This is a genomic window from Streptomyces aurantiacus JA 4570 (genome assembly GCF_000414115.1).
GTDB classification, from domain to species: Bacteria; Actinomycetota; Actinomycetes; order Streptomycetales; family Streptomycetaceae; genus Streptomyces; species Streptomyces aurantiacus_A.
In genome coordinates this window covers 1-24676 of the sequence record NZ_AOPZ01000220.1, presented here as the reverse complement: position 1 = coordinate 24676, position 24676 = coordinate 1, and the positions used below count along the sequence as shown (strand labels likewise).

The 24676-nt window shown below is 73.2% G+C and carries 26 protein-coding genes; 12 read left to right on the top strand and 14 right to left on the bottom strand.

Annotation, left to right across the window (positions count from 1 at the left end; translation table 11 throughout):
- Positions 1–8: 8 nt before the first annotated feature.
- Positions 9–929, top strand: coding sequence for an RNA polymerase sigma-70 factor (locus STRAU_RS21520; RefSeq protein WP_016642487.1), 921 nt, complete (start codon positions 9–11; stop codon positions 927–929).
- 37 nt (positions 930–966) lie between these two features.
- On the opposite strand, the gene STRAU_RS21515 is transcribed toward STRAU_RS21520, so the two are convergent.
- The 3 genes from STRAU_RS21515 to STRAU_RS21505 form a co-directional block, all read right to left on the bottom strand.
- Positions 967–1710 carry a 2OG-Fe(II) oxygenase gene (locus tag STRAU_RS21515; protein ID WP_016642486.1) on the bottom strand — a complete coding sequence of 248 codons (744 nt, stop codon included), beginning with the start codon at positions 1708–1710 and terminating at the stop codon, positions 967–969.
- The gene (locus STRAU_RS21510; RefSeq protein ID WP_016642485.1) at positions 1707–2204 is read right to left on the bottom strand and encodes a methylated-DNA--[protein]-cysteine S-methyltransferase; all 498 of its coding nucleotides are present in this window, start codon (positions 2202–2204) and stop codon (positions 1707–1709) included. Before STRAU_RS21510 ends, STRAU_RS21515 begins: the two co-directional genes overlap by 4 nt.
- Positions 2205–2336: 132 nt before the next feature.
- Complete coding sequence (locus tag STRAU_RS21505; RefSeq protein WP_016642484.1) at positions 2337–2975, bottom strand: LysE family translocator; 639 nt, start codon at positions 2973–2975, stop codon at positions 2337–2339.
- A 110-nt stretch (positions 2976–3085) separates the two neighbouring features.
- On the opposite strand from STRAU_RS21505, the gene STRAU_RS21500 reads away from it, so the two are divergent.
- From STRAU_RS21500 to STRAU_RS21490, 3 genes are all read left to right on the top strand, one after another.
- Complete coding sequence (locus STRAU_RS21500; protein ID WP_016642483.1) at positions 3086–3538, top strand: Lrp/AsnC family transcriptional regulator; 453 nt, start codon at positions 3086–3088, stop codon at positions 3536–3538.
- 168 nt (positions 3539–3706) lie between these two features.
- The gene (locus STRAU_RS21495) at positions 3707–5728 is read left to right on the top strand and encodes an NADPH-dependent 2,4-dienoyl-CoA reductase (RefSeq protein ID WP_037660951.1); all 2022 of its coding nucleotides are present in this window, start codon (positions 3707–3709) and stop codon (positions 5726–5728) included.
- A gap of 65 nt (positions 5729–5793) precedes the next feature.
- Positions 5794–6333 (top strand): PadR family transcriptional regulator, encoded by a 540-nt coding sequence (locus tag STRAU_RS21490; protein ID WP_016642481.1) that lies wholly within the window; start codon positions 5794–5796, stop codon positions 6331–6333.
- Here STRAU_RS21490 and STRAU_RS21485 read toward each other — a convergent pair.
- The 4 genes from STRAU_RS21485 to STRAU_RS21470 all read right to left on the bottom strand — a co-directional run bounded on the left by STRAU_RS21485 (position 6330) and on the right by STRAU_RS21470 (position 9997).
- Positions 6330–7478, bottom strand: a complete 1149-nt coding sequence (locus STRAU_RS21485) for a Gfo/Idh/MocA family protein (protein ID WP_016642480.1) — start codon at positions 7476–7478, stop codon at positions 6330–6332. The two genes, STRAU_RS21490 and STRAU_RS21485, sit on opposite strands and share 4 nt — an antisense overlap.
- On the bottom strand, positions 7475–8227 hold the full coding sequence (locus STRAU_RS21480; RefSeq protein ID WP_016642479.1) for a sugar phosphate isomerase/epimerase family protein: 753 nt from the start codon (positions 8225–8227) through the stop codon (positions 7475–7477). The genes STRAU_RS21485 and STRAU_RS21480 overlap by 4 nt, the downstream gene beginning before the upstream one ends.
- Before the next feature lie 146 nt (positions 8228–8373).
- A complete protein-coding gene (locus tag STRAU_RS21475) occupies positions 8374–8886 on the bottom strand; it encodes a hypothetical protein (RefSeq protein ID WP_016642478.1) in 513 nt (170 codons plus the stop codon).
- Positions 8887–9043: 157 nt separating this feature from the next.
- The gene (locus tag STRAU_RS21470) at positions 9044–9997 is read right to left on the bottom strand and encodes a LysR family transcriptional regulator (RefSeq protein ID WP_052029184.1); all 954 of its coding nucleotides are present in this window, start codon (positions 9995–9997) and stop codon (positions 9044–9046) included.
- 121 nt (positions 9998–10118) lie between these two features.
- Here STRAU_RS21470 and STRAU_RS21465 point away from each other — a divergent pair, with 121 nt between their 5' ends.
- From STRAU_RS21465 to STRAU_RS21455, 3 genes are read left to right on the top strand one after another with little or no spacing between them, the layout of a single operon-like run.
- Positions 10119–10814, top strand: coding sequence for a type 1 glutamine amidotransferase domain-containing protein (locus STRAU_RS21465; RefSeq protein ID WP_016642476.1), 696 nt, complete (start codon positions 10119–10121; stop codon positions 10812–10814).
- A 3-nt stretch (positions 10815–10817) separates the two neighbouring features.
- Positions 10818–11423, top strand: a complete 606-nt coding sequence (locus tag STRAU_RS21460; RefSeq protein ID WP_016642475.1) for a TetR/AcrR family transcriptional regulator — start codon at positions 10818–10820, stop codon at positions 11421–11423.
- 7 nt (positions 11424–11430) lie between these two features.
- Positions 11431–12780 carry an aldehyde dehydrogenase family protein gene (locus STRAU_RS21455; protein ID WP_016642474.1) on the top strand — a complete coding sequence of 450 codons (1350 nt, stop codon included), beginning with the start codon at positions 11431–11433 and terminating at the stop codon, positions 12778–12780.
- A 25-nt stretch (positions 12781–12805) separates the two neighbouring features.
- Here STRAU_RS21455 and STRAU_RS21450 read toward each other — a convergent pair whose 3' ends face one another.
- A complete protein-coding gene (locus tag STRAU_RS21450; RefSeq protein WP_016642473.1) occupies positions 12806–13258 on the bottom strand; it encodes a nuclear transport factor 2 family protein in 453 nt (150 codons plus the stop codon).
- An 85-nt stretch (positions 13259–13343) separates the two neighbouring features.
- Between STRAU_RS21450 and STRAU_RS21445 the strand changes: the two genes are divergently transcribed.
- Positions 13344–13919: a PadR family transcriptional regulator gene (locus STRAU_RS21445; protein ID WP_016642472.1), complete on the top strand. Its 576-nt coding sequence runs from the start codon at positions 13344–13346 to the stop codon at positions 13917–13919.
- Between the two features lie 13 nt (positions 13920–13932).
- Positions 13933–14337 (top strand): RidA family protein, encoded by a 405-nt coding sequence (locus STRAU_RS21440; protein ID WP_016642471.1) that lies wholly within the window; start codon positions 13933–13935, stop codon positions 14335–14337.
- A 19-nt stretch (positions 14338–14356) separates the two neighbouring features.
- Here the strand turns inward: STRAU_RS21440 and STRAU_RS21435 are convergent, their stop codons facing one another.
- The 4 genes from STRAU_RS21435 to dhaK form a co-directional block, all read right to left on the bottom strand.
- Positions 14357–15382, bottom strand: a complete 1026-nt coding sequence (locus STRAU_RS21435) for a fibronectin type III domain-containing protein (RefSeq protein ID WP_016642470.1) — start codon at positions 15380–15382, stop codon at positions 14357–14359.
- Between the two features lie 135 nt (positions 15383–15517).
- A complete protein-coding gene (locus tag STRAU_RS21430) occupies positions 15518–15928 on the bottom strand; it encodes a PTS-dependent dihydroxyacetone kinase phosphotransferase subunit DhaM (protein ID WP_016642469.1) in 411 nt (136 codons plus the stop codon).
- A complete protein-coding gene (gene dhaL, locus STRAU_RS21425; protein WP_016642468.1) occupies positions 15921–16532 on the bottom strand; it encodes a dihydroxyacetone kinase subunit DhaL in 612 nt (203 codons plus the stop codon). Before dhaL ends, STRAU_RS21430 begins: the two co-directional genes overlap by 8 nt.
- Before the next feature lie 43 nt (positions 16533–16575).
- Positions 16576–17568, bottom strand: coding sequence for a dihydroxyacetone kinase subunit DhaK (dhaK, locus tag STRAU_RS21420; protein ID WP_016642467.1), 993 nt, complete (start codon positions 17566–17568; stop codon positions 16576–16578).
- 260 nt (positions 17569–17828) lie between these two features.
- On the opposite strand from dhaK, the gene STRAU_RS21415 reads away from it, so the two are divergent.
- Positions 17829–21215 carry a DUF3376 domain-containing protein gene (locus STRAU_RS21415; RefSeq protein WP_016642466.1) on the top strand — a complete coding sequence of 1129 codons (3387 nt, stop codon included), beginning with the start codon at positions 17829–17831 and terminating at the stop codon, positions 21213–21215.
- Positions 21216–21268: 53 nt separating this feature from the next.
- Here the strand turns inward: STRAU_RS21415 and STRAU_RS21410 are convergent, their stop codons facing one another.
- Together STRAU_RS21410 and STRAU_RS21405 are read right to left on the bottom strand one after the other, a co-directional pair.
- Positions 21269–22153 (bottom strand): ABC transporter permease, encoded by an 885-nt coding sequence (locus STRAU_RS21410; protein WP_016642465.1) that lies wholly within the window; start codon positions 22151–22153, stop codon positions 21269–21271.
- Positions 22150–23112, bottom strand: coding sequence for an ABC transporter ATP-binding protein (locus tag STRAU_RS21405; RefSeq protein WP_037660956.1), 963 nt, complete (start codon positions 23110–23112; stop codon positions 22150–22152). Before STRAU_RS21405 ends, STRAU_RS21410 begins: the two co-directional genes overlap by 4 nt.
- Before the next feature lie 269 nt (positions 23113–23381).
- Here STRAU_RS21405 and STRAU_RS21400 point away from each other — a divergent pair, with 269 nt between their 5' ends.
- A complete protein-coding gene (locus STRAU_RS21400; RefSeq protein WP_016642463.1) occupies positions 23382–24320 on the top strand; it encodes a GbsR/MarR family transcriptional regulator in 939 nt (312 codons plus the stop codon).
- Positions 24321–24489: 169 nt separating this feature from the next.
- Positions 24490–24676 (top strand): universal stress protein (locus STRAU_RS21395; RefSeq protein ID WP_037660943.1); only part of this gene is annotated, 187 nt, incomplete at its 3' end.

The following is a 24676-nucleotide window of genomic DNA, read 5'->3' as shown; positions in this document are numbered from 1 at the left end:
GAGTCGGCGTGAGCAAGGTCGAGGAGTTCGAGGGGCTGCGGCCGCTGCTGTTCTCGATCGCCTACCGGATCCTGGGCAGCGTGAGCGAGGCCGAGGACGCGGTGCAGGAGACGTGGCTGCGCTTCGACGGCTCGGCGACCCGGCCCACGTCGACCAAGGCGTTTCTGTCCGCCACGGTCACCCGGATCTCGATCGACGTGCTGCGTTCCGCGCGGGTGCGGCGGGAGGAGTACGTCGGGCCGTGGTTTCCCGAGCCGCTGCTGAGCGATCCGTATCAGGACCCGGCGCGGGCGGTGGAGCTGGCCGACTCGGTGTCGATGGCGGCGCTGCTGCTCCTTGAGCGGCTCAGCCCGCTGGAGCGGGCGGTCTTCCTGCTGCGGGAGGTGTTCGCCTTCGGGTTCGACGAGGTCGCCGAGGCGGTGGGGAGGTCGGAGGCGGCGTGCCGGCAGCTCCTGGTGCGGGCGCGGCGGCACATGGAGGCGGGGCGGCCCCGGTTCGCGGCGGACCGGCGGGAGCGGCAGGAACTGGCGACGCGGTTCTTCGACGCGCTCAAGGACGGCGACGTGGGCGGGCTGCGGGAACTGCTGGCCGCCGATGTGCAGCTCGTCGGGGACGGTGGGGGCAAGGCCCCGCAGCTCGCCAAGGCCGTGGTGGGGGCGGAGAAGGTGGCCCGGCTGCTCGGCTCGGTCTTCCCCTCGATGCTTCGGATCGATGTGTCCCTCGAGCCGCTCGAGATCAACGGTCAGCCCGGCGCGGTCGTCCGCGACTGGGACGGCAAGGTCCTGCACACCCTGGTGCTCGACGTGCTCGACGGGCGGATCCAGACCATCCGCTCGGTCATCAACCCCGACAAGCTCGGCCACCTCGGACCGGTCGCCGACGCCTGGGCCGTCGACCGCGAGGTGAAGCGGGCCCGTCGGCAGCCGTAGCCGGTCGCGCCCCAGCGGCTGTCCGACGGGTCGGCGCCTAGGCGTCGTGGAACACCAGCCCCAGCGACCGCCGCAACCCCGAACGGACCGTGCTGACGCCGTGCCGCACCGGCGCCGCCGACCAGCCGCGGCTGGAGCGGACCGGGCGGTCGCGGGTGGTGAAGACGAGGCCGTGCCCCTGCGGCAACGCCGTGACCGTGCCCCGTGATTGAGCCCGTGGCCGCTGCTCGACCAGCAGGAACTCGCCGCCGGTGTAGTCGGTGCCGTGGACGTCCAGGCCGATGACGACCTGGAGCGGGAAGACGAGGTCGCCGAACAGGTCGCGGTGCAGGGCGTTCCAGTCGCCGCTCTCGTACCGCAGCAGGATCTGCGACGACTTGGACTGGCCGGCCTCGTGGCACTGGTCGATCCACGCGTCCAGCGTGTCCGGCCAGGGCGCGGGACGGCCGAGGCGGGCGGCCCAGTCGCGGGCGACGGGCAGCAGCTTCGGGTAGAGGGCGGCCCGCAACTCGGCGACGGGGCACGGCAGTTCGTGGCCGAAGTACCGGTACTCGCCGGAGCCGAAGCGGTGCCGGGCCATGTCGACGGTCGACCGGAAGCGGGCGGTGTCGTCGTAGAGGGCGGCGATCTCGTGGCACTCGGCGGGGTCGAGCAGCGGGGGAGTGAGGGCGCACCCGTGGTCGTCGAGTTCGGCGGCGAGCGCTGTCCAGTCCGCGGCGGCGACCCTGGCGGCGGGGCCGGGTGCGGTGCGCGTCGTGCCCCCGGCCCCACGCGGGCTCACGCCGCCTCCAGGTCCAGCAGCCGCTGCTTCCGCTCCAGGCCGCCCGCGTAGCCGGTGAGCGAGCCGTCCGCGCCGATGACGCGGTGGCAGGGGCGTACGACGAGGACGGGGTTGCGGCCGATGGCCGTGCCCAGGGCGCGGACGGCCGCGCGGGACAGGCCGAGCTCCGCCGCGAGCTTTCCGTACGTCGTCGTGGTGCCGTAGGGCACGGAGTCCAGGGCGTGCCACACCTTCCGCTGGAACTCGGTGCCCGACCCGGCGGCGTACTCGATGTCGAAGTCCGTCAGCGTCCCCGCGAAGTACGCGCGGAGCTGGCCGGTGATCGCCGTGAACGCCTCGTCGTCGCGCACCCAGCCGCCCTGGACGGCCGCGCCGCCCTTCTGGCCCGGCATCGACAGCGAGGCGAGTGCCGTCCCGCCGGTGGCCGTGTCCGACGCCTCGCCCACGAGCAGCAGCTCGCCCAGCGGGCTGTCGAACGTCGTGTAGACGGTCATCGCGCCTTTCCCCTCTGCTTGTCCTGGTACATCTGTCCTGGTCCGGGGCGTGGTGCCCGGTGGTGACAGTGACCAGTCTGGGGCGCGTGCGCGCGGACGGCTGGCGGATTTCGGACGCGGCGCTCCTGCGGCTCAGGCGGTGAGCTGCTCGACCACCAGGACCACCCCGATCACGATCATCGCGGCCCCCGAGACCCGCGTGACGGCGCGTGCGGCGGCCGGGCGGGCCCGCAGGACGGTACGGGCGAGGATGCCCACGCACAAGTAGATGGCGCCGCAGCTCAGGATGTGGACCAGGCCCAGGGTGCTGATCTGCAGGGCCAGCGGCCAGCCGGTGCCGGGCTGGGTGAACTGGGGGAGCAGGGCGAGGAAGAGCAGCAGCGCCTTCGGGTTGAGGCCGCTGATCCCTGCGCCCTGGAGGATCCGGGACCGCCGGGCCGCGGGCGCGTCCGCCGAGGCCCCCGCCGCCGACTGCTCCGCCGCCCCGGGAGTGCTCGGCCGCGCCAGCGTCGTCGCACCCAGCCAGATCAGATACATCGCGCCCAGGAGCGTCAGCGAGGCGAGCACGGCCGGATGGTCGGCGACCACGGCCGCGACGCCCGCCGCGACCACGGCGGTGAGGCCCACGTACCCGAGCAGCAGCCCCCCGACGGCCGGCCCCACCGAGCGGTCCCGCAGCCCCGCCGATATCGCGTACGCCCAGTCCGCCCCCGGAACCAGGATGAGCAGGACGGACACCGCCCAGAAGGCGGTGATGGAGCTGACGGCCATGGATGTTTCTCCCTCCCTGAGTGGTGGCATGTGGGAGGTTAGTTCCGATGGGCCCAAAGGTGTTCCTGAGGTTTGCCTGGTCAGGGCGTGTTCGTGGAAGAATCTTCCGCATGGACAGAGTCGACCGGCAGATCCTTGCCGAGCTGCAGAACGACGGCCGTCTGACGGTCACCGAACTGGCCGCGCGGGTGCGCCTGAGCCTCTCCCCGTGCCACCGCAGACTCCGCGAACTCGAGCGCCGCGGGGCGGTGCGCGGCTACCGGGCGGTGGTGGACCCCGAGGCCGTCGGCCTGACCTTCGAGTCCCTCGTCTTCGTCACCATGCGCCAGGAGGACCGGGACACGGTCGCCGCCTTCGAGGCGGCGGTCGCCGACATCCCCAACGTCGTCCAGGCACAGCGCCTCTTCGGGGACCCCGACTATCTGCTGCGGATCGTCAGCAAGGACCTGCGCGCCTTCCAGCGGCTGTACGACGAGGAGCTGGCGACGCTGCCGGGCGTGCAGCGGCTCAGCTCGACGCTCGTGATGAAGCACGTGGTGCGGGAGCGGTCGCTGCCGCTGTGAGGGCCGATCCCGGAGGCGGCGGCCTTCTGGGCCGGTGTGACGTGTGTCCCGCTCTTTGTGCAACTAGTTGCATAACGGCTGGGGCTGCCCTACAACTGTGGTGACGACGACACCGACACGCCGCAGCCCGGCGTACGTGGACGAAAGAGGGCCGCCCCGATGAGCTCCATGAGCCGCTACCCGCACCTGCTCAGGCCGCTCGACCTGGGCTTCACGACGCTCCCCAACCGGGTCCTGATGGGCTCTATGCACGTGGGCCTGGAGGAGGCGCCCAACGGCTTCGAGCGGATGGCCGAGTTCTACGCGACGCGGGCGCGCGGCGGCGTCGGCCTCATCGTCACCGGCGGCATCGCGCCCAACGAGGCGGGCCGCCCCTGGGACGGCGGCGCCAAGCTGACCACCGAGGCCGAGGCCGAGAAGCACGCGGGGGTCACCGCGGCCGTGCACCGCGAGGGCGGCAGGATCGCGATGCAGATCCTGCACTTCGGGCGGTACGCCTACCACGAGGGGCTGGTCGCGCCGAGCGCGGTGCAGGCGCCGATCAGCCCGTTCCCGCCGCGCGCCCTGGAGGACGACGAGGTCGAGCAGACCGTCGAGGACTTCGTGCGCGCGGCCGAACTGGCCAGGCTCGCGGGCTACGACGGCGTCGAAGTCATGGGCTCCGAGGGCTACTTGATCAACGAGTTCATCGCGGCGCCGACCAATCGCCGGACCGATCGCTGGGGTGGCGCGTACGAGAACCGCATCCGGTTCCCCGTCGAGATCGTCCGGCGCACGCGCGAACGCCTCGGGCCGGACTTCATCATCATCTACCGCCTGTCGATGCTCGACCTGGTGCCCGGGGGCTCCACGCTCGCCGAGGTCGTCCAGCTCGCCAAGGAGATCGAGGCCGCGGGCGCCACGATCATCAACACCGGCATCGGCTGGCACGAGGCACGCATCCCGACCATCGCCACATCGGTGCCGCGCGGCGCGTACACCTTCGTGACGAAGAAGGTCATGGGCGAGGTGTCAGTGCCGCTGGTCACGACCAACCGCATCAACACCCCCGAACTGGCCGAGCAGTTGCTCGCCGACGGCGCCGCCGACATGGTCTCGCTCGCGCGCCCGCTGCTCGCCGACCCCGACTTCGTCGCCAAGGCGCGGGCCGAGCGGTCCGAGGCCATCAACACCTGCATCGGCTGCAACCAGGCGTGCCTCGACCACACCTTCAGCCTGCAGATCACCTCCTGCCTGGTGAACCCGCGCGCCTGCCACGAGACGGAGCTGGTGCTCGCCCCGACCCGCCGCAAGAAGCGCATCGCCGTCGTCGGCGCGGGCCCGGCCGGTCTCGCCCTCGCCGTGTCGGCCGCCGAACGCGGCCACGACGTGACGCTGTACGACGCCGCGCCCGAGATCGGCGGCCAGCTCAACATCGCCCGCAAGGTCCCCGGCAAGGAGGAGTTCGACGAGACGCTGCGCTACTTCCGTACGCAGCTCGAACTGCGCGGCGTGGACGTACGGTTGAACACCTGGGCGACCGCGGAGCACCTCGCCGCCGCCGGGTACGACGAGGTGGTCGTCGCCACCGGCGTCACGCCCCGCACCCCCGAGATCCCCGGCGTCGACCACCCGAGCGTCGTGACCTACCTGGACGTCCTGCGCGACGGGGCGCCCGTCGGCGAGCGCGTCGCGATCGTCGGCGCGGGCGGCATCGGCTTCGACGTCGCCGAGTATCTGACCGACAGCGGCGACAAGGCGAGCCTGGACCCCGCGACCTACTTCAAGCAGTGGGGCGTCGACATGGACTACCGCGACCGCGGCGGCCTGACCGAGCCCGTGCGCCCGGCCCCGCCGCGCACCGTCCACCTCCTGCAGCGCAAGACGTCCAAGGTCGGCCAGGGCCTCGGCAAGACGACCGGCTGGATCCACCGCGCCGAACTGCGCCACCGCGGCGTCACCATGGTCAAGGGCGCGGCCTACGACCGGATCGACGACGAGGGCCTGCACATCACCGTCGGCGACGAGAAGCGCACCATCCCCGTCGACACGGTCGTCCTCTGCACCGGCCAGGAACCCCGGCGCGGCCTCTACGAGGAGCTGATCGCCGCCGGAGTCGAGGCGCACCTCATCGGCGGCGCCGACGTGGCCGCCGAGCTGGACGCCAAGCGCGCCATCAAGCAGGGCACGGAGCTGGCCGCGGCGCTGTGACGACCCCGCCCGCGCGCGGCGCCCGTCCGGCGTCCTCAGGATGCCGTCGTCCCTAGGATGCCGTCATGTCACTCCCGCACGCGATCCTCACCGCCCTGCTAGAGAAGCCGTCCTCGGGTCTGGAGCTGACGCGCCGGTTCGACCGGTCGATCGGCTACTTCTGGTCGGCCACGCACCAGCAGATCTACCGCGAGCTGGGAAAACTGGAGCGCGACGGGCTCATCCGCGCACTGCCCGCCGCGCAGGCCACCCGCGGGCAGAAGAAGGACTACGAGGTACTGCCCGCGGGCCGCACCGAACTGGCCCGCTGGACGGCCGCGAGCCAGGACCCGAAACCGCTGCGCGACACCCTGCTGCTGCGCCTGCGGGCCGCGGCCGTCGTCGGCACGGACGGCATCGAGGCCGAGCTGCGCCGCCATCTCGCCCTGCACCAGCGGCAGTTGGCGGAGTACGAGGAGATCGAGCGCCGGGACTTCCCGCCGGGCCGGGACGCGATCGAGGACCGCCTGCGCCATGTGGTGCTGCGGGCCGGGATCGACCTGGAGACGTTCTGGACGCAGTGGCTCACCCGGACGCTGGAGGAACTGGCCGATGCCGATTCCTAGAGCCGTTCCCAGCCGCCGTCGAGGGTGGCCGCCGTCGGATCCCAGTCCTCGGGGAGCGGCGCCGGAGGCACGAGCTGGGCGGGCAGCGGCACGAACGCGCCCACGGCCGCTGACTGCGTGATCGCGGTCATCGTCTGGAGGACATGGAAGGCCAGGGCGCCCGAGGCCCGGTGGGTGCTCAGCCCGCCGGTGAGGGCGGCCTCGTCCTGCGCGCGGATGGTGCGGGCCATGTCGAGGACACCGAGGCCGCGGCCGTCCGTGCGGCCGCGCACGGGCAGGTCGTGCCACTCGTCGCTGCCGTTGGCGCGCAGCCGCAGCGGGCCGCGGAAGGTGTTCGGGTCCGGCACGGCCAGCGTGCCCTCCGTACCGATGACCTCGAAGCGGATGCGGGGATGCGAACTGTCGAAGCTGAACGTCGAGTTGGCGCTCGCCCCCGACGCGAACTCGAGCAGCGCGGAGACATGCGTCGGCACGTCCACCGGGAACGACTGCCCGGCCTTCGGTCCTGAGCCCACCGTGCGGTGCTCCCGGGCCCGCGCGGCCGTCGCCGCCACCCGCGCCACGCTGCCGAACAACGCCACCAGCGCCGTCAGATAGTAGGGCCCGAGGTCGAACAGCGGCCCCGCGCCCGGCTGGTAGAAGAACGCCGGGTCCGGATGCCAGGACTCGGGGCCGAGGCTCTGCACCGCCGTCGTCGCCGCGACGGGCCTGCCGATGCGGCCCGCGCGGACGGCCCGGATCGCCGACTGCAGGCCCGCGCCCAGGAACGTGTCCGGTGCGCCGCCGAGCAGCAGCCCCCGCTCGGACGCCTCGGCGACGAGTTTCTCCGCCTCGTTCGGTGTCGGCGTGAGCGGCTTCTCGCCGTACACGTGCTTGCCCGCCCGCAGTGCGGCGGCCGCGACCCGCGCGTGGGCCGCGGGCACGGTCAGATTGACGACCAGCTCCACGTCCGGCTCGTCGAGGACGGCGGGTACGTCGCCGGCGAGCGGTATGCCGTGGGTGCGGGCCGCCGCGGCCGCCCGCTCCGGGGCGATGTCGGCGACGGCCACGAGCCGGATGTCGGGGAAGGTGCCCAGCGTCCGCAGGTACTCGGCGCTGATGACGCCCGCGCCGATGACGGCGACGCCCACCGGGCCCGCGGTCACGCCGCCTCCAGGGCGCTGACGTAGGTACGGCTGGCCGCGAGCTCGCCGAGCAGGTCGCCCGCGCACGCGTCGAACTCGACCACGCGCCAGGCGGCGGGCGCCGCAGCGAGCACCTCCGGGACCGGCATGGTGCCGCCGCCGACCGCCACGTTCGGATCGTCCTTCGTGCCCGGCCCGTCCTTCAGGTGCACGGCCTCCACGCGGCTGCCGAGCCGGTCGAGCAGCGCGGGCACGTCGGCGCCGCCGACGGCCGCCCAGTACGTGTCGACCTCCAGGAACACCGCGGGGTCCAGGAGTTCCGCCAGCACCTCTAGGGCGTGCCGGCCGCCGTGGCTCTCCAGGCGCGGCTCGATCTCCCACCAGTGGTTGTGGTAGCCGAGCCGGAGCCCGTGCCGATCGGCTTCCCCGGCAAGGGAGTTGAGGCGGTCGGCGACGCGGGCGAGGCCCTCGTACGTCGTGAAGTCCTCGTGCGGGAACCCGGCCGGGACGATCGCCAGCGAGGTGCCGAGCGCGGCGGCCGCGTCGAGGACCGGCCCCGGCGCCCCGGTGAGCACCTGCACGACATGCGCCCCGGAGACCGTGAGGCCGAGGTCGTCGGCGACGCGCCGCAGCCCCTCGGCGTCCGCGGTGACGTCGAACGCCTCCACCGCGCCGTACCCCATCTCCGCGAGCCGGCCCAGCGTCCCCGCGCGGTCGGCGGCGAGTTCGTCACGTACGGAGTAGAGCTGAACGCTGAGCGGTCGTGGCATGGGGGTCCCTCCCCGTCGGCTGGGAGGACCGTAGGACGGGACGCGGAGGGGGACAAGAGGGCGGAGCCCTCATGAGAAGTGCGAAGGCCCGCGCCCGGACCCGGTGGATGTGCCGGGGCCGGACACGGGCCGGTGGAGAGGCCGGGTCAGAACCGGCCGCGGACGCGGAGGGTGCGACGGCGCACGAACCACGTGCCGCCGGCCACGGCCACGGCCACCAGGGCCCCGCCCGCGACCAGCGTGGTCGTGCCGTAGTCCTCGACCGCGCCGCCGAAGCCACCGCGCACACCGCGCGCGGGTGCCGTCGTCGACGAGGCCGTCGGCGTCGCGCCGCCGACCGTGACGGTCTGCGAGCCCGCCGCCGAACCGTCCGTGCAGATCACCGCCACCGTGTGGGTGCCGGGACTGACGTTCTGCCAGGAGGCGGTGGTGCCGGTGAGCTGCACCTGCCGCCCCGAGGCGAAGCTGGCGTTGCCGCCGCTCATCAGCGACCCCTTGCCCCCGCTGGGGCACGCGGTCGTGGTGACGGTCACGGTCGAGCCACTGGCGGTCACGGTGATCCCCGATGCCGCGACCGCCGACGGGGCGGCCAGTGCCAGCGGAAGCGCGACGGCGGCGACGGCCAGTCCGGAGCGGAGAGATATCTGAGTAGTACGCATGCGTCTGCCCTCCGGTGGCACGGGAGGCGGTACATCCCATGCGCCGCCGGAATTGGGAAACGCCCGTGCTACCTGACGACGAGCCAACGTGGCCTCCGCCCGCACCGCATGCGGACTGCCCCCGGCCAGGTGACGGAGTCCATCGTCCGGCCGAGCGTCACCAGGACGGAGCCGCCCGCAGCAGCCGGTCCCGTACGAGGAGGACGTGCGGATTGGCCGGCGGGCCGGGCCGCTGCGCGAGATAGCCCGTGTTGATCGGTGGATCCTCGGGCAGCAGCAGCGGCACCAGCGCCCCCGAGGCCAGCTCGTCCAGGCACAGATAGCGCGGCAGCACACTGATGCCCGCCCCGGCCACGACGGCCGAAAGGACACCCCGCAGATCGGGCACCGTCATCGCGGGCTGCTCGGTGAGGCGCTCGCCGAAGACGTGCCACCAGTACCGGCGGGCGATCGGCAGATCGTCGGCGTACGCGATCAGCGGCACCCCGCGCAGCGCGGCGGCCCCCTCGGCCGCGACCCGGGCGGGCCCGATCCGCTCCGCCCACCCCGGCGACGCCACGAGCACGAACTCCTCGTCCGCCAGCGGCACCGCGCTCAGGGTGCGCCCGCGCAGCCGCATCGTGGAGATCACCAGGTCGAAGCGGCCGCCGCGCAGCCCGTCGAGGAGGTCGTCGGTGAGGCCCATGGTGACCCGCAGGCGCACCCCCCGGTCGGTGAGCGGCGCGAGCGCGGGCAGCACCCGGGTGCACAGCAGCTCGGCCGGGCCCGCCAGATGGACCGGATCCGGGCGCTTCTCCGCGGCGAGCGGGCCCCGGTCTGCGACCGCGGCGAGCGCGTCCAGCGGGGCCGCCACCTGCGTCGCGAGATCGTCGGCGACGGACGTCGGGACGGCACCGCGCGGCCGCCGCTCGAACAGCTCCCGGCCCAGTTGCCGCTCCAGGGAGCGCATCTGCGTTGTCACCGTCGGCTGGGACAGGCCGAGCAGCCGCGCCGCCCCGGTGAACGAACCGGACCGGTGCACGGCGAGGAACGTCCGCAGCAGGGACAGGTCCAGCGGGGTGGGCGGGGTCGGCCGCGCCGAGCTCGTGCCATTGGAATCCCTATGGGGCATGCCGGGCATCCTATTGGATCTCTATGGCCGGGACGCCTACCGTCGAGCTGACACCTTGCGTACGAAACGTCAGGACGTACGAAGCGTCCGGGCGCACACAAGGGAAGCGAAGGAGAAGGACATGGCGAAGATCCTGATGGTGGTGACCGGCTCCGCGGTGTGGACGCTGGCGGACGGCACCGCGCACCCGAGCGGCTACTGGGCCGAGGAGGTCGCGGCCCCGTACCAGGCGTTCGCCGCCGCCGGTCACGACGTGGTGGTCGCGACTCCCGGCGGTGTCGTGCCGACGATGGACCCCGCGAGCCTCGCCCCCGAGCTGAACGGCGGCCAGGAGAACGCCGACGCGATCGCCGCGGCCCTGGACGGCATCACCGCCCTGCGGGACCCGCTCGCGCTGGAGGACGTGCGGCTCGACGACTACGCGGCCGTGTTCTACCCGGGCGGCCACGGCCCGATGGAGGACCTCGCGGTGAACGCCGCGTCCGGCGACCTGCTGGTCTCGGCGCTCGCGTCCGGCAAGCCGCTCGGCATCGTCTGCCACGGGCCCGCCGCGCTGCTCGCCACCGCGCGGGACGGGGGCGACTCGCCCTTCGCGGGCCGCCGCGTGACCGCGTTCACCAACGCGGAGGAGACCCAGTCGGGCTTCGCCGACCGCGCGCCGTGGCTGCTCCAGGACCGCCTTGTCGCGCTCGGCGTCGACTTCCAGGAGGGCGAGCCGTGGGCCCCGTTCGTCGTCACCGACGGCAACCTCCACACCGGCCAGAACCCGGCGTCGGCGGCCCCGCTCGCCGCGGAGATGGTCAAGGCGGTGGGCTGAGCCATGGCCCCGGACCGGCTCACCGCCGTCCTCGACGCGACGTACACCTGCCTGAGCAGGTACGGCGTGCGGCGCACCACGATGGACGACATCGCGGGCGAGATGGGGGTGTCCCGGTCGGCGGTCTACCAGTACGTACGCGGCAAGGACGACGCGGTCCGGCGGCTCACCCGGCGCCTGCACGACCGTGCCCTTGAGCGGGCCGCCGCTGCCGCCGCCTCGGACGCGCCGCCCGCCGAGCGGATCCACGGCATCCTCGCCGCCAAGCTCGACCTGGTCCTCGGCCTCGTGGGCGGTTCGCCGCACACCGCCGAACTCCTCGACACGAAGGCGCGGTTGTCCGGTGACATCTGTGACGCGTTCACCGGGCGGATCCGGGAGCTGCTGACGGAGCAGTTCGCGGCCGTGAGGGCCGATGGCCCCGCCCGCCTGAGCCCTGCCGAAGCCGCCGACGTCTGCGTCGCTCTCGTCGTCGGCCTCGAAACCCACCCCGACGCGGCGCGACTGCTGCGCCCCGCCACCGACGCCCTGCTCACCGGGCTGCTGCCCGCACCCGACCCGCATCCCTCCCGCACGTGCATCACGCTCCCATCCGAGCGACACTCTTGAGGACCTCATGAACGACAGCGCCACCCCCACCGGCACGAACACCGCCCCCGAAGACCCCGCCGCCCTCGTGGCCCGTCTCCGCGCCACCTTCCGCACCGGCCGCACCCGCCCCCTGGCCTGGCGCGAGCGGCAGCTCACCCGGCTGCGCGAGATGCTCACCGAGCACCGCGAGGACATCGCGGACGCCCTCCACGCGGACCTGGGCAAGCCGCGCGCCGAGGCATACCGCGCCGAGGTCGACTTCACCGTCAAGGAGATCGACCACACCCTCGACCACCTCGAAGAGTGGCTGAGCCCGCAGCCCGTGGACGTCAGCGGCGTCTTCGGGGAGCACGCCAGCGCGGGCACGCAGTACGACCCGCTCGGCGTCGTCCTGGTCATCGCGCCGTGGAACTATCCCGCGCAGCTCCTCCTCGTGCCGGTCGCCGGAGCGCTCGCCGCGGGCAACGCGGTGGTCGTCAAGCCCAGCGAACTGGCGCCCGCCACCTCCGAGTTGATCGCCCGGCTGCTGCCCCGCTTCCTGGACACGGACGCCGTGGCGGTCGTCGAGGGCGGTGTGCCCGAGACCACGGCGCTGCTCGCCCAGCGTTTCGACCACATCTTCTACACCGGCAACGGCGCCGTGGGCCGCATCGTGATGCGTGCCGCCGCCGAGCACCTGACACCGGTCACCCTCGAACTCGGCGGCAAGTCACCGGCGTTCGTGGACGCGGGCGTCGACACCACGGAGGTCGCCCGCCGCCTGGCCCGCGCCAAGTTCGCCAACGCCGGCCAGACCTGCGTCGCGCCCGACTACGTCCTCACCGACCCCGCCACCGCCCGCGCCCTGGAGTCCGCGCTCACGGAGGCGATCGAGGCACAGTACGGGGCGGACCCGGCAGCGTCGGACGCGTACGGACGCATCGTCAACGAGCGGCACTTCGACCGGCTTTCGGGGCTGCTCGGCTCGGGTCGCGTGGTGACGGGCGGTCAGACCGATCGTGCCTCGAAGTACATCGCCCCGACCGTGCTCGCCGGGGTGAAGCCCGACGAGCCGGTCATGCGGGAGGAGATCTTCGGTCCCGTCCTGCCGATCGTCGAGGTCGAGGGCCTCGACGAGGCGATCGAGTTCATCAACGAGCGGGACAAGCCGCTCGCCCTGTACGCCTTCACCGGCGCGGACCGCACCCGTGAGCGGCTGGCCGCGGAGACCTCGTCGGGCGGGCTCGGCTTCGGCCTGCCGATGGCCCATCTCTCCGTCCCCGAGCTGCCGTTCGGCGGCGTCGGCGAGAGCGGCCTCGGCGCCTATCACGGCCCGCACTCCATCGCGACGTTCAGCCACCGCAAGGCGCGCCTGGACGTGCCGCTGCCCGCCTGATCCAGGGGCCCCGGACGGCCTGGTGTCACCTCTCCTCGGGGAGCGGCGGCACCAGGCCGTCGGCCACCAGGCCCGCGTACACGGCCTGGCCGAGCGCCTGCACCGCTGACTGCGGGCGCACCATCACCGTGAACTCCTTGATCCGGCCGTCCTCGTCGAAGTGCAGCAGGTCGATGCCGTGGATCTCCCTACCGGCCACGGTCGTGCGGAACAGCAGCACGACCGACGCCGCCTCGCTCCCGTCGGCGCTGGTCTGCGCTGTGCCGTCGTACGACCCGACGTACCGGAAGTTCTCGAAGGTGCGAGCCAGTACCCCGAAGAGGCCGAGCACCATCTCGCGGCCTTCGAAGGGCTGGAACTTCACCGGGCTGTAGAAGCGGATGTCCGGCGTGAACAGCTCCTCAAGGGCGGCGGTTTCGCCCTTCTCGAGGGCGTCGCGGAGACGGTTCGCGTACTCGGCGGCGGGTGCCGGCGTCATGGGTGACCTCCTAGTCAAGAATATGACTACTCAATTCCTTGACTATGATGAGGGCGTCGGCCGATGAAGGGAAGAGGGGAAGACCATGGCCCTGCGGCACGCGGTGCTCGCGGCACTGCTCGACGGCGAGTTCAGCGGCTATCAGCTCGCCAAGGGCTTCGACATCGGCGTGGCCAACTTCTGGCACGCGCTGCCGCAGCAGCTGTACGCCGAGCTGGCGCGGCTCGAGGGCGAGGGGCTGCTCTCCGGGCGCGAGATCGTGCAGGAAGGGCGACCCAACAAGCGGGTGTTCCAGGTCACGGAGGACGGCTTCGCCGAACTGGAGCGGTTCGCCGCGGCGTCCGCCAAGCCGTCCTTCATCCGGGACGACCTGCTGGTCAAGGTGCAGGCGGTCGACGACGTGGACGCCGCGCCCGTGATCGCCCAGCTGCGTGAGCGCGCCGCGGTCGCCGAGGCGAAGGCCGAGGTCCTCGGCAAGCTGCTGCGGCGGCTGCGCGGCGAGCTGGACGAGGACGAGTTCCTGCGCACGGGCCGCCGGATCGGCCCCTATCTGACCTGTCGGCGTGGCCTCGCCTTCGAGCGCGAGACGCGTGAGTGGTGCCTGTGGGCGGCGGAGTCGCTGGTGCGGAGGGAAGACGTGGAATGCGCGGGTCCCACGTGATGTTCGAGCAGACATGACGACCGATCAGCGCACCATCACCAACCCGCCCACCCTCCACGACCCGACCCCGTTCGGGTACAGCCACGCCGTCTCGGCGCCCGGCGAACTCGTCTTCATCGGCGGCCAGTACGCCTCCGACGCCACCGGCGCCGTGGTGCCCGGCGACTTCGCCGCCCAAGTGGACCTGGCCCTGGACCGGTTGGGTTCGGCGCTGGAGGCGGTCGGCCTCGGATACGAGCACGTGGTGCGACTCGGGACCTTCATCGTCGACCACGACCTGGACAAACTGGAGGCCCTCGGCAAGGCGCTGCCCGCCCGCTTCGGCGACCGCCTGCCCGCCCAGACACTGAGCGGCGTGGCCTCGCTCGCGCTGCCGGGGATGCTGTTCGAGGTGGACGCGGTGGCGGTGCGCCCGTAGCGTCCGGGCTCCGCGCGCGTCAGGGGGTGGTGACCGTCCGTTCGGGGGAGTACCCGCCCCAAGTGCCGTCGGGCAGCTTGGCGCGGAGCTTCACGCGGTGCGTCTCGCCGGACTTCCGGCCGACGTAGAAGCTGTGCTTCGCCTTGCCCTGGGGAGCCGCGCCGCCGAACACCAGCGAGGTCGCGCTCCTGCCGTCCAGGTGGATCTGATACTCCGTCACCGCGCCGCCGGTGTGCGGCGGTTGCCAGGTGAGGTCGATGTAGTACGCCCCGTCGCCGCCCCGGTGCGTACGCGCCCGGAAGTCCGCGGGGGCCGTGGCGCGCCCGCTGTCCTTCCCCGCCGCGGTGGTGACGCGCACGGCGGGGCTCGCCGCCGAGAAGTTGTCGGCTGCGTCGCGCGCCTTCACGGTGAACGTGTACGTGGTCCCCGGTCGCAGGCCCGTGATCAGTGTGTCCGTGGTGCCCCCGCCGACGCTGTGGATCTTCGACGTGCCCTGGTAGATCTCGTACGACGCCACGCTGCGGTTGTCCTTCGACCCGCCCCACGCCAGCGTCGCCGCGCGCCCGCCCTCGGCCTCGCCCCGCAGGGTGCGCGGGCGGGACGGGGCCGCGCGGTCGGCCTTCGCCGCTGCGGGCGTGGTGACCGTCAGCTTCTTGCTGTCCGGGCTGAGGCCGCCGTCGGCGTCGCGGGCCCGGACGGAGAAGGTGTACGTGGCCGCGGGCTTGAGGCCGGTGATGTCGACCATGTGCTGGTCGGCCGGGACGTCCTTGACCTTGGCGGCGTCGCGGTAGATCTCGTAGCCCTCGATGTCCGAGCCGTCGGTGGTGCTGTTCCACATGACGTGCACGGTCGTGGCGCTGCCCGCCTGGACGGTGAGGCCGCGCGGCGCGGAGGGCGGCCGCGTGCCCTCGCCGTCGCCACCGCCCCAGGCGCAGGAACTCAGCACGCAGGCGGCCGCGGTGAGGGTGAGGGCGCGTCCGGCGGTGGTGCGGGGGAGCGGCTGGCGGGGCAGGTGGGGGGTCCGTCGCACGGTCGTGCCTTCCACTCGACGCGAATGGTCCGGACCAATTTGACAGGGGTGACGGGGGCACATCAAGAGGGCAGTTGGAAGCGACGTGGGACGGGCGGCTGGGCTCGCGGGTACTCGTGGCACCCCGCAAGCCCGGCCGCCCGCTGCCGGCTAGACCTTGCGGTAGTCGTACGCCTCCCGCGCCGCCGCCTCCACCGCCGCGATGTCGGCGCCCGCCGACGCCGTCACGACCGCCGCGACCGCGCCCTCCACGAACGGCGCGTCCACGAGGCGGGCGCCGTCCGGGAGTTCGTCGCCCTCGGCGATCAGGGCCTTGACCGTGAGCACGGCACTGCCCAGGTCGACGAGGATCGCGACGCCCGCGCCCCGGTCGACCCGTTCCGCGGCGGCGGCGATCAGCTCGGAGCTGGTGCCGAGGCCGCCGTCCTCGGTGCCGCCCGCGGCGGCCACGGGAGCGGTCGCGCCGCCGGCGAGGCCCGAGGCGAGCGCGGCCACGGACTCGGCGACGGGCCCGCTGTGCGAGACGAGCACGACGCCCACGAGCTTGCTGTCGTCACTCATGTGCCGCCTCCTCGGCCGTCTCGGCCAGCGCCTCGAACAGCAGGGCCGACGAGGTGGCCCCCGGGTCCTGGTGGCCGATGCTGCGTTCGCCCAGATAGCTCGCCCTGCCCTTGCGGGCCTGCAGCGGCGTGGTCGCGAGCGCCCCCTCGTGGGCGGCGGCGCGGGCGGCCGCGAAGGACGTGGGGAGCGCGTCGATCGCGGGGACGAGGGCGTCCAGCATCGTCTTGTCGCCGGGCGCGGCGCCACCGAGCGCCGCCACGGCGTCGACGCCGGTGCGCAGCGCGTCGGCGAACTCGGCCTCGCTGACCTCGGCCGCGTCGCCGAGCGCCTTGCCGGTGCGGCGCAGCAGGGTGCCGTACAGCGGCCCTGACGCGCCGCCCACGGTGGAGATCAACTGCCGCCCCGCCTGGGTCAGGACGGCGCCCGGGGTGTCCGGGGCCTCCTTCTCCAGGCCGGAGACGACGGCGGTGAAGCCGCGCTGGAGATTGCTGCCGTGGTCGGCGTCGCCGATGGGCGAGTCCAACTCGGTGAGCCGCTCCGCCTCGCGGTCGACGGCCGCGGCGGCCGTGGTCAGCCAGCGGCGGAAGAAATCGGCGTCGAGCACTGAAACTCCTTGCGTTGTCGGTACGTCACAGGCCCCGAAGTGATCACATGCCCCAGCGCAGCCCCGCGGTGCGGACCGGCGCGTCCCACAGCCGCAGCAGCTCCTCGTCGACCCGGCACAGCGTCACGGAGGCGCCCGCCATGTCGAGGGAGGTCACGTAATTGCCGACGAGGGTGCGGGCCACGGGGACGCCGCGTTCGCCGAGCACGCGCTGGACCTCGGCGTTGAAGCCATACAGCTCCAACAGGGGCGTGGCGCCCATGCCGTTGACGAGGACGAGCACGGGGTCGTGCGGGTCCAGGTCCTGGAGGATGACGTCGACGGCGTAGTCGGCGATCTCCCGGGACGTCATCATGGCGCGCCGCTCACGCCCCGGTTCGCCGTGGATGCCGACGCCCAACTCCAGCTCACCGGCGGGCAGATCGAAGGTCGGAGAGCCCTTCGCGGGGGTGGAGCAGGCGCTCAGCGCGACTCCGAAGCTGCGCGCGTTCTCGTTCACCTGCCGGGCGATCGCCTCCACGCGCTCCAGCGGCATGCCCTCCTCGGCGGCCGCGCCCGCGAGCTTCTCCACGAAGAGCGTCGCGCCGGTGCCGCGCCGCCCGGCCGTGTAGAGGCTGTCGGTCACCGCCACGTCGTCGTTGACGAGGACCTTGGCGACCTGGATCCCCTCGTCCTCGGCCAACTCCGCGGCCATGTCGAAGTTCAGGACGTCGCCGGTGTAGTTCTTCACGACGAACAGCACGCCCGCGCCGCTGTCCACGGCCGCCGCGGCGCGCACCATCTGGTCGGGCACGGGGGAGGTGAACACCTCACCGGGACACGCCGCCGACAGCATCCCGGGCCCCACGAACCCGCCGTGCAACGGCTCGTGCCCGGACCCGCCGCCCGACACCAGCGCGACCTTCCCCGCGACGGGCGCGTCCGCCCGCGTGATCACCCGGTTCTCCACATCCACGGCCAGCTCCGGATGCGCGGCCGCCATCCCCCTGAGCGCGTCCGCGACCACGGTCTCCGCCACATTGATGAGCATCTTCACGGGTACCTCCTGGAGCTTGGCGACTCGTTCCCCGACCCATCTTGGCTGGTCATGCGGAACGTCGGCGGCAGTCCTGCTCCCGGAAGTATCGACCTTGCGGCTTCGAAGGTCACGTGTGGGGGGCACCGCGGAACGCACCGGCGGCTCGGCGGGCGGCGCGGAACGAGCCCGGGGCGGGAGCTCGGCGGAGGTGTCGACCGCATGGGTCGAATGGCTCAGCCGATGTGCCGCCGAGAGCGCGGGACGTGGACGCTGAGCTCATGAGCCCTGAGCAGTCGCGCCCTCTCAGCACGGAACTCCGGCTCGCCCTCGCCATGCGTGGCGGGGTGAGTCTCGCGGTGTGGATGGGCGGGTCGTGCTGCGAGGTCGCCGCGCTGCGGAAGAAGGACGGCGTCTACGGCGAGCTGCTGGAGCGATGCGGGTTCGAGGACGTCACCGTGGACGTCTTGGCCGGAACCAGCGCGGGCGGCCTCAACGGAGTGCTGTTCGCCTGCCATCTGCTCTACGGCATGCCGTTCGACGCGGGCGTGCGGAACGTGTGGCTGGAGCTGGGCGATCTGGAGTCACTGCTCCGCCCGACGCCCCGCCTCGGCCGGCTCCCGGATTCCTTGCTGCGCGGCGACGAGACCTTCTACGCACGCCTGCGCGACGAACTGAACGCCCTCATCGCCAAGGGAGAGCCTCCGGCCGAGCCGCCCGCCGCGCTGCGCCTGATCCTGACGGCGACGCGGCTCCAGCCCCGCCCCGACTGGGTACGGCCCACCCTGGGACAGTCCCTGCTGACGGGCCGGTCGCGCGCCTACTTCCGGTTCCGGCACCGCAGCGCGGCAGGCGCGGCCGCGCCTTCGCTCACGGATTTCCCCGCGGGCGGCGACGAGCGGGCGGAAGCCCTGAACCGGCTTGCCTACGCGGCCCGCGCCACGTCCTCCTTCCCCGGTGCGTTCGAACCGGCCCGTCCCGTGGTCGGCGTGCCACCGGCAGGGGCCACGGCTCCGCCCACGCCCCCGAACCTGTGGGGCGTCAGCAGCGAGACCGGCCACCCGGATCCCGCGGCCGACGGCACCGTGGAACTGGTCGACGGCGGACTTCTGGACAACATCCCGGTGGCCTGGGCGGTCCGGGCGATCGCAGGGTCCCCGGCGGACCGGGGCGTCGACCGGTGGTTGCTCTTCCTCCAGCCGGTACCGCCGTATCCGCCGGAACCGGTGGCCAAGGAGGGGCGCCAGGGGGTCACCCGTCTGTTGCGCCTGGCGGTGAGGTCGCTGGGGATCAAGACGGGGACCGAGTCCCTGCTGGACGACGTCGCCGAATTCCGTGCTGCGGAGGACGTCATGGAGCGGCACAGGGGGCTGGCCGGTGTGCTCCCGGCCAGGCCGGCGTGGTGCGAGGAGGCCGCCACGGCGCAGTGGCCGGCGTACGTCAGGAGGGCGGGCGACGCCGAGGCCCGTCGCGTGAGCCGGCTGCTGCAGGATCCCACCGAGGTCACCGGCCCGGACCCGTTGCCGCTGCCCCCGGGCCCCGGCCCGCTGGACGGCCTGGACGCGTGCCTCCCGGAGGGTTCGGCGCCGTTCGTCGCCGAACTGCGCAAGGCGGGAGAGCACTGGGTGCTGCCCGCCGAGGCGCCGTTCCAGGACCTTCCCCTCATCGGGCGATCGCCGCTGCCGTTGGCGCGGGCCGTGCGCCTGCTGCTGGACTGGCTGCGCGCCTTCGAGGCGGGGGCGTCGGAGTCCGCGGCGGGCCTCCCGCCCTCGCTGCCGGAGCTCAGGAAGAGGCTGTACGCGCATCGGCTCGCCATCGCCACCCTCGTCGCGGCCCGCGACCGGACGATCCTGCGCGAGTTCACCGCCGGACTCGCGGGCGGCACCCATGACCCCCTCGAACTCATGCGGCGGGCCGTCGTCCGGCTGGAGCTGGTCCTGCCCGCGCCGCGGCAGACGGACGGCGACTGGGAGATCTGGGCGGCCGACCTCGCGGCCGTGGCGACCACGGATCCCGGCGCTGCCTGCGCGGGATCGGCCGAGCGGGCGTCGGTGTCGTACCAGACCGTCTATACGAGTCTGTTCGCGAGCCTCGCCGCACTCGGCCGGGACATGGGCCTGGCGATGGCAGCCGGAGCGGGCACGGGCGACCACGTCCCCGTGCGGGGCTTCCAGGCCCTCCACGAGGCGGCCGCCGGCGCGAGCGGAGACATGGCCCGCGTCCTGGCCGCCGCGGAAGTGCTGCTGGGGCCCCTGCGTCCCGACCCGCTGGCCGAGCCGACGGGAATCAAGTTCCACACCGTCTCGGCCGCCAACACGAGTTGGGCCACCGAGTACACCCCGCCCGGGGAGGCCGCCCACGAAGCCGAGGAGCCCGCCCCCGGAGGAGCCGGGGAGTCCGCCCTCGGAGGAGCCGAGGAGCCCGCCCCCGGACGCAGGGAGACGTCCGCCCTCCAGAGCCTGGTCGAGGGCAAACTCAGCGGCAACCAGCTCAACAACTTCTCCGCGTTCCTCAGCGCACGCTGGCGTCTCAGCGACTGGACCTGGGGCCGTCTGGACGCGGCTGCCTCCCTGGTGCGGATCGTCGCCACCGACGAACGCCTCCGCGCCGAGTTCGGCGATCCCTGCGACGACAAGCTGATCGGCACAGTCGCCGCCCATCTCGCGCCGTCGCTCGACTGGCTGCCGGACCAGTTGTACGGGACCGCCCGCCCCCGTGACGCAACTCCCCAAGCCGCCCTGGAGGACCTCTGGAGGGACACGCCTCCCGGGCAGGAGCCGTGGGACCGGCTGCGGCACCTGCTCATCGAGCTGCGCCAGCGGGAGATCCTCAAGGAGGAGCTCCCGGTGATCGCCGCCCTGATCGAGCAGCCGGGACAGGGCAACCCGCCCGCCGTCCCGACCAGGACGCCGCCCGTCGACTTCGACACCGCGTTCAAGGAGTTCCGCCGCGTCGGAGCGGAGAGCGTGCCCGAACTGCTGCAGGCGCGCGACCCCCGGCGGGCGGCAGTCCGGCTGGGCCTGCTGGTCTGGCCGGCGCTGCAGCCCAGCGGCCATGGGTGGCAGGCGGCGGCGAGGCTGGGGCTCGGTCTGCTCAAGCCGCTCGTCTGGCTTCCGGTGGTCCTCGCGGTCTTCGCGCCGGCGCTCGCGGCGCTCGCGCTCTCACTGCTGTGGGTGGGCGTCGCGTTCAGCGCCGACCGGTGCTTCTCACCGCCCGGCCACATCATCCTCGCCGTCTTCTTCGTCCCGGCTCTGGCGCTGGGGTTCGGCATCTGGCTGCGCGGGACGCGCCCACCCCCTCGATGGCGCCGCGTGCGGGGATGGCTGGCCATGGGTCTGCTCTGCGTCACCGTCCTGGCGTCCATCGTGTGTGCGGTGTGCGACGCATCGCCCTCCCGCTGGACGGGCGGCGCCTCTGACCTGACGCGGCAGTTCATCGTGGGCGGGACCATGCTGGCCGCGGCCGGGGCCCTGCTGCGGGTCGTCTCGAACGGCCGCGGCCACTCGTCGGCCATGGCGGCCGTCGCCGTGGCGGCGGGTGTGGTCGCCTTCCTCCTGCAGACCCAGGCGGCGGGGAAGGGCGCGTGGTGGGCGGTCCTCGTCCTGTACGCCGTGCTGGTCATGGTGCAGGCCGCCCTCAACTGGCTCCGGCCCGGAGCGAGAGCGTGACGGTGCGGCCCGGAGCGAGAGCGTGACGCTCCGGCCCACCCCACCCGCGCGGCCTACCCCACCCGCTGCAACGCCTTCTCCTTTCGCTCGGCGACCCCCGACCCCGACTCGCGCCGCGCCATCCTGCGCAGCACCACCGGCGCGAGGGCCAGGCCGACGGCGGCCCAGACGCCCAGGACGGCCGCGGTCTCCAGGTGGCGCCAGGAGTCGGCGATCTCCACCGTCACGGCGTCCGCGGGCAGGAAGGCGGAGCGCATGCCGAGGCCGAGCCAGTAGATGGGGGTGGCCTGGGCGATCGTCTGGAGCCAGTCCGGGAGGGACGTGACGGGGTAGAAGATGCCAGAGATCGCGATCATGGCGAGGACCGGGAGCTGGATCAGACCCTGACCGCGCGCGCTCGGGAAGAGCGAGCCCAGGATCGCGCCGATGGGCAGCGTCGCCAGCATGCCCAGGGCCAGGACCCACGCCAGCGTCAGCCATGAGCCCGCGCTGCCCGCCGCCAGGCCGTCGATCAGGAGCATGCCGGGGATCAGCAGGATCGCGAGGTCGGCGACGAGCCCGCCCGCGACGGTGATCACCTTGCCGGTCACATAGCTCCGCATGCCGCCCGGTGTCGCCTTGGCCCGCAGCAGCGTGCCGTCCTCCCGCTCGGCCGTGAGCACTTGACTCATCGTCACCATGCCCATCGCGGCGTTCATGCCCAGGATGCTCGGCAGCGCCAGCGTGCCCAGCAGCAGCCCGCTCGACCCGAACTCCCGGTCCCGCATGAAGTACAGCGCCGTCAGCATCATCACCGGCCACAGCAGATGCGACACCAGGTCCGCGCCGTTGGTGAACGACTGCCGCAGCTCGATCACTCCCCGGCTCCAGCCGGCCCGCAGCGCCGTGCTCGTCGGGTTCGCCGCGGCCCTGGCGTTCATCGCGTTCATCGCGTTCATCGTGACGTCACCGCCGCCCGCGCGTCGCCCGCCCCGGCTGCCTCTCCGGGCCCGCCGGGTCCCCCGGATCCGTGCCGGTGCACCAGCGTCATGTACGTGTCCTCCAGCGAGGCCCTGCGGACCTCCAGTTCACCGATCGCCTCGCCGTGCTCCCGGAACAACTCCCGTACGAATCGCGTCGATTCGGCCGTCACGTGCGTGAAGCGCCGGCCGCCGCACGTCCACCGCACCTCGTCCGCCCCGGCCGTGCGCCGGGCCAGCTCGTCCGCCGTGCCGTCCGCGACGATCCGGCCGCCGGAGAGGATCATGATGCGGTCGGCGAGCTTCTCCGCCTCCGCGAGGTCGTGCGTCGTGAGCAGGATCGTGGTCCGGTGCTCGGCGGCGAGGCGGTTCACCAGGGCGTGGAACTCGTGGCGGGCCCGCGGGTCCAGGCCCGCCGTGGGCTCGTCGAGGAAGAGGAGTTCGGGGCGGCCCACGAGGCCGATCGCCACGTCCAGGCGGCGCCGCTGCCCGCCGGACAACGTCCTGATCTTGTCGCCCGCGAGCTCCGACAGGCCGACGGCGGCGAGGAGTTCATCGGTGTCCCACGGCCGCCGCACCGTGTCGGTGGCGTACGGAACGTAGTACGTACCGAAGTGCGCGAGCAGTTCCCGCACCCGCCACTTGCCGTGGTCCCGCCAGGACTGGAGGACGACCCCGACGCGGGCCCGCCATGCCTCGTCGGCGTGCGCGGGATCCGTGCCGAGGACGGAGACCCGGCCCGCGGAGCGCATCCGGAAGCCCTCCAGGATCTCGATCGTGGTCGTCTTGCCCGCGCCGTTGGGCCCGAGCAGGGCCACGACCTCGCCGTGCCGGGCGCGGAACGTCACCTCCCGCAGCACGTCGGTCGTGCCGTACCGCATGCGCAGCCCTTCGACGTCGAGCACGAAGCCGCCGTCATCGCTGGTGTTCGTTGTCATCAGTCCCTTGCCCTCGCTGTTCATCGGACGCGAAAGCTACGTTGCGTTCAGTGCGGAGGCAACGGGTTGAGGCGGTGAGCGCGAGTGTTTTGTCGGGCCAATTGCTCATCTATTGCAATGGTGTTGATGGTGAACGCAATACCTCGCCGTTCGACGTTGCAATGAGATGCTCGTGAACGCATACTGTCCGGGCCGTCGTCCGGAGGTCCCGGCGACGGGCCGGAGGCCGGCGGGGCAGAGGCCGGCGGGGCAGAGGGGAGCGCGGCGCGATGCCCGGAGGCAGGCTCACCCACGAGGACCGGCTGCGCGTCGCCGCCGGGCTCGCCGACGGACTCGGGTACGCGGAGATCGCCCGGCGGCTCGGCAGGCCGACCTCGACCGTCAGCAGGGAAGTGGCCCGCAACGGCGGCGCCCGCGGCTACCGCGCCGACCACGCCCACCACGCCACCGCCCGCCGCGCCCGCCGCGCCGCCTCGGCCCGGGACGACGGCGCGCCCGCCGAAGACGCGGGACACGGACGCGACCCGGGGGCGGTACGCGCCTTCGTGGACCAGTTCGCGGAGCTGATGGTGCACACGGGGCTGCCGCGCATGGCGGCCCGCGTGCTGGCGAGCCTCGTCGCCACCGACTCCGGCGCGCTGACCGCCGCCGAGCTGACGCGAAGGCTGCGGGTCAGCCCCGCCTCGGTCTCCAAGGCGGTCGGCTATCTGGACCGCCTGGAACTGCTGCGCCGCGAGCGCGACGCGTCCGGGCGGCGTGAGCGCTACGTCATCGACGACGACGTATGGCTGCGCACCTGGCTGACCAGCGCCCGTACGAACGCGATGATGGCCGACACCGCGCAGGCGGGTGCCGAGATCCTCGACCCGAACACGCCCGCGGGCGCCCGCCTCGACCATATGCGGCAGTTCTTCACGAGCCTCAGCGACGACATGGCCGGCGGCACCGCCGCCCCCGCCTTCGCCGACGCCCTGACCGCCCTCGCCGCGCTCGTCCATGCCGAAGTGCCAATGACAGCAGGGGAGTTGGCGTCCGCGCTGGGGTGGTCCGAGGACCGGGTCGCCACCGCGCTGTACGACGCCGAACAGCATCCCGACATCGCCGACCCGGTGGCCCTGCGCCGCGACGCGGCGGGAGCGTACGGCGTCGTCGCCAGGCCGGGGCGGCTCAGCGCCGCCCAGTGCGCGGCGCTGAGCCGCCCGCGGTAGTCGCACCGCACGTGTCAGGGGCCGGTCGGCCCCCTCGAAGGGCCGGTCTGCCTCTGCCTCGCGCGCGCGGAGCCTGTCACCTTCGGGGAGGGCCCGCCGGGGGACCGGGGGGTCCGTACGCAGGCGCGGGCACGACGCCGCGGACACGACGCCGAGGGGGCCGCATGCCGTGGACGGGACACTGATCGTCGGAGTGGACGGCTCGGGGGCCGCCCTGCGAGCGCTGGACTGGGCCGCCGACGAGGCCGTGCGCGGCGGGTTTCCGCTGCGGATCGTGCACGCGTCGGGATGGGAGTGGTACGAGGGGCACGAGCCGTCGTTCGGCATCAACCGCGACGTCGTGCGCGCCCAGGCCG

Coding starts and splice junctions, on each gene's coding strand:
- STRAU_RS21510 (WP_016642485.1), bottom strand. CDS start 2,204: ATGACCGTCTACACGACGTTCGACAGCCCGCTGGGCGAGCTGCTGCTC.
- STRAU_RS21505 (WP_016642484.1), bottom strand. CDS start 2,975: ATGGCCGTCAGCTCCATCACCGCCTTCTGGGCGGTGTCCGTCCTGCTC.
- STRAU_RS21500 (WP_016642483.1), top strand. CDS start 3,086: ATGGACAGAGTCGACCGGCAGATCCTTGCCGAGCTGCAGAACGACGGC.
- STRAU_RS21495 (WP_037660951.1), top strand. CDS start 3,707: ATGAGCCGCTACCCGCACCTGCTCAGGCCGCTCGACCTGGGCTTCACG.
- STRAU_RS21490 (WP_016642481.1), top strand. CDS start 5,794: ATGTCACTCCCGCACGCGATCCTCACCGCCCTGCTAGAGAAGCCGTCC.
- STRAU_RS21480 (WP_016642479.1), bottom strand. CDS start 8,227: ATGCCACGACCGCTCAGCGTTCAGCTCTACTCCGTACGTGACGAACTC.
- STRAU_RS21475 (WP_016642478.1), bottom strand. CDS start 8,886: ATGCGTACTACTCAGATATCTCTCCGCTCCGGACTGGCCGTCGCCGCC.
- STRAU_RS21470 (WP_052029184.1), bottom strand. CDS start 9,997: ATGCCCCATAGGGATTCCAATGGCACGAGCTCGGCGCGGCCGACCCCG.
- STRAU_RS21465 (WP_016642476.1), top strand. CDS start 10,119: ATGGCGAAGATCCTGATGGTGGTGACCGGCTCCGCGGTGTGGACGCTG.
- STRAU_RS21460 (WP_016642475.1), top strand. CDS start 10,818: ATGGCCCCGGACCGGCTCACCGCCGTCCTCGACGCGACGTACACCTGC.
- STRAU_RS21455 (WP_016642474.1), top strand. CDS start 11,431: ATGAACGACAGCGCCACCCCCACCGGCACGAACACCGCCCCCGAAGAC.
- STRAU_RS21450 (WP_016642473.1), bottom strand. CDS start 13,258: ATGACGCCGGCACCCGCCGCCGAGTACGCGAACCGTCTCCGCGACGCC.
- STRAU_RS21445 (WP_016642472.1), top strand. CDS start 13,344: ATGGCCCTGCGGCACGCGGTGCTCGCGGCACTGCTCGACGGCGAGTTC.
- STRAU_RS21440 (WP_016642471.1), top strand. CDS start 13,933: ATGACGACCGATCAGCGCACCATCACCAACCCGCCCACCCTCCACGAC.
- STRAU_RS21430 (WP_016642469.1), bottom strand. CDS start 15,928: ATGAGTGACGACAGCAAGCTCGTGGGCGTCGTGCTCGTCTCGCACAGC.
- STRAU_RS21415 (WP_016642466.1), top strand. CDS start 17,829: ATGAGCCCTGAGCAGTCGCGCCCTCTCAGCACGGAACTCCGGCTCGCC.
- STRAU_RS21410 (WP_016642465.1), bottom strand. CDS start 22,153: ATGAACGCGATGAACGCGATGAACGCCAGGGCCGCGGCGAACCCGACG.
- STRAU_RS21405 (WP_037660956.1), bottom strand. CDS start 23,112: ATGACAACGAACACCAGCGATGACGGCGGCTTCGTGCTCGACGTCGAA.
- STRAU_RS21400 (WP_016642463.1), top strand. CDS start 23,382: ATGCCCGGAGGCAGGCTCACCCACGAGGACCGGCTGCGCGTCGCCGCC.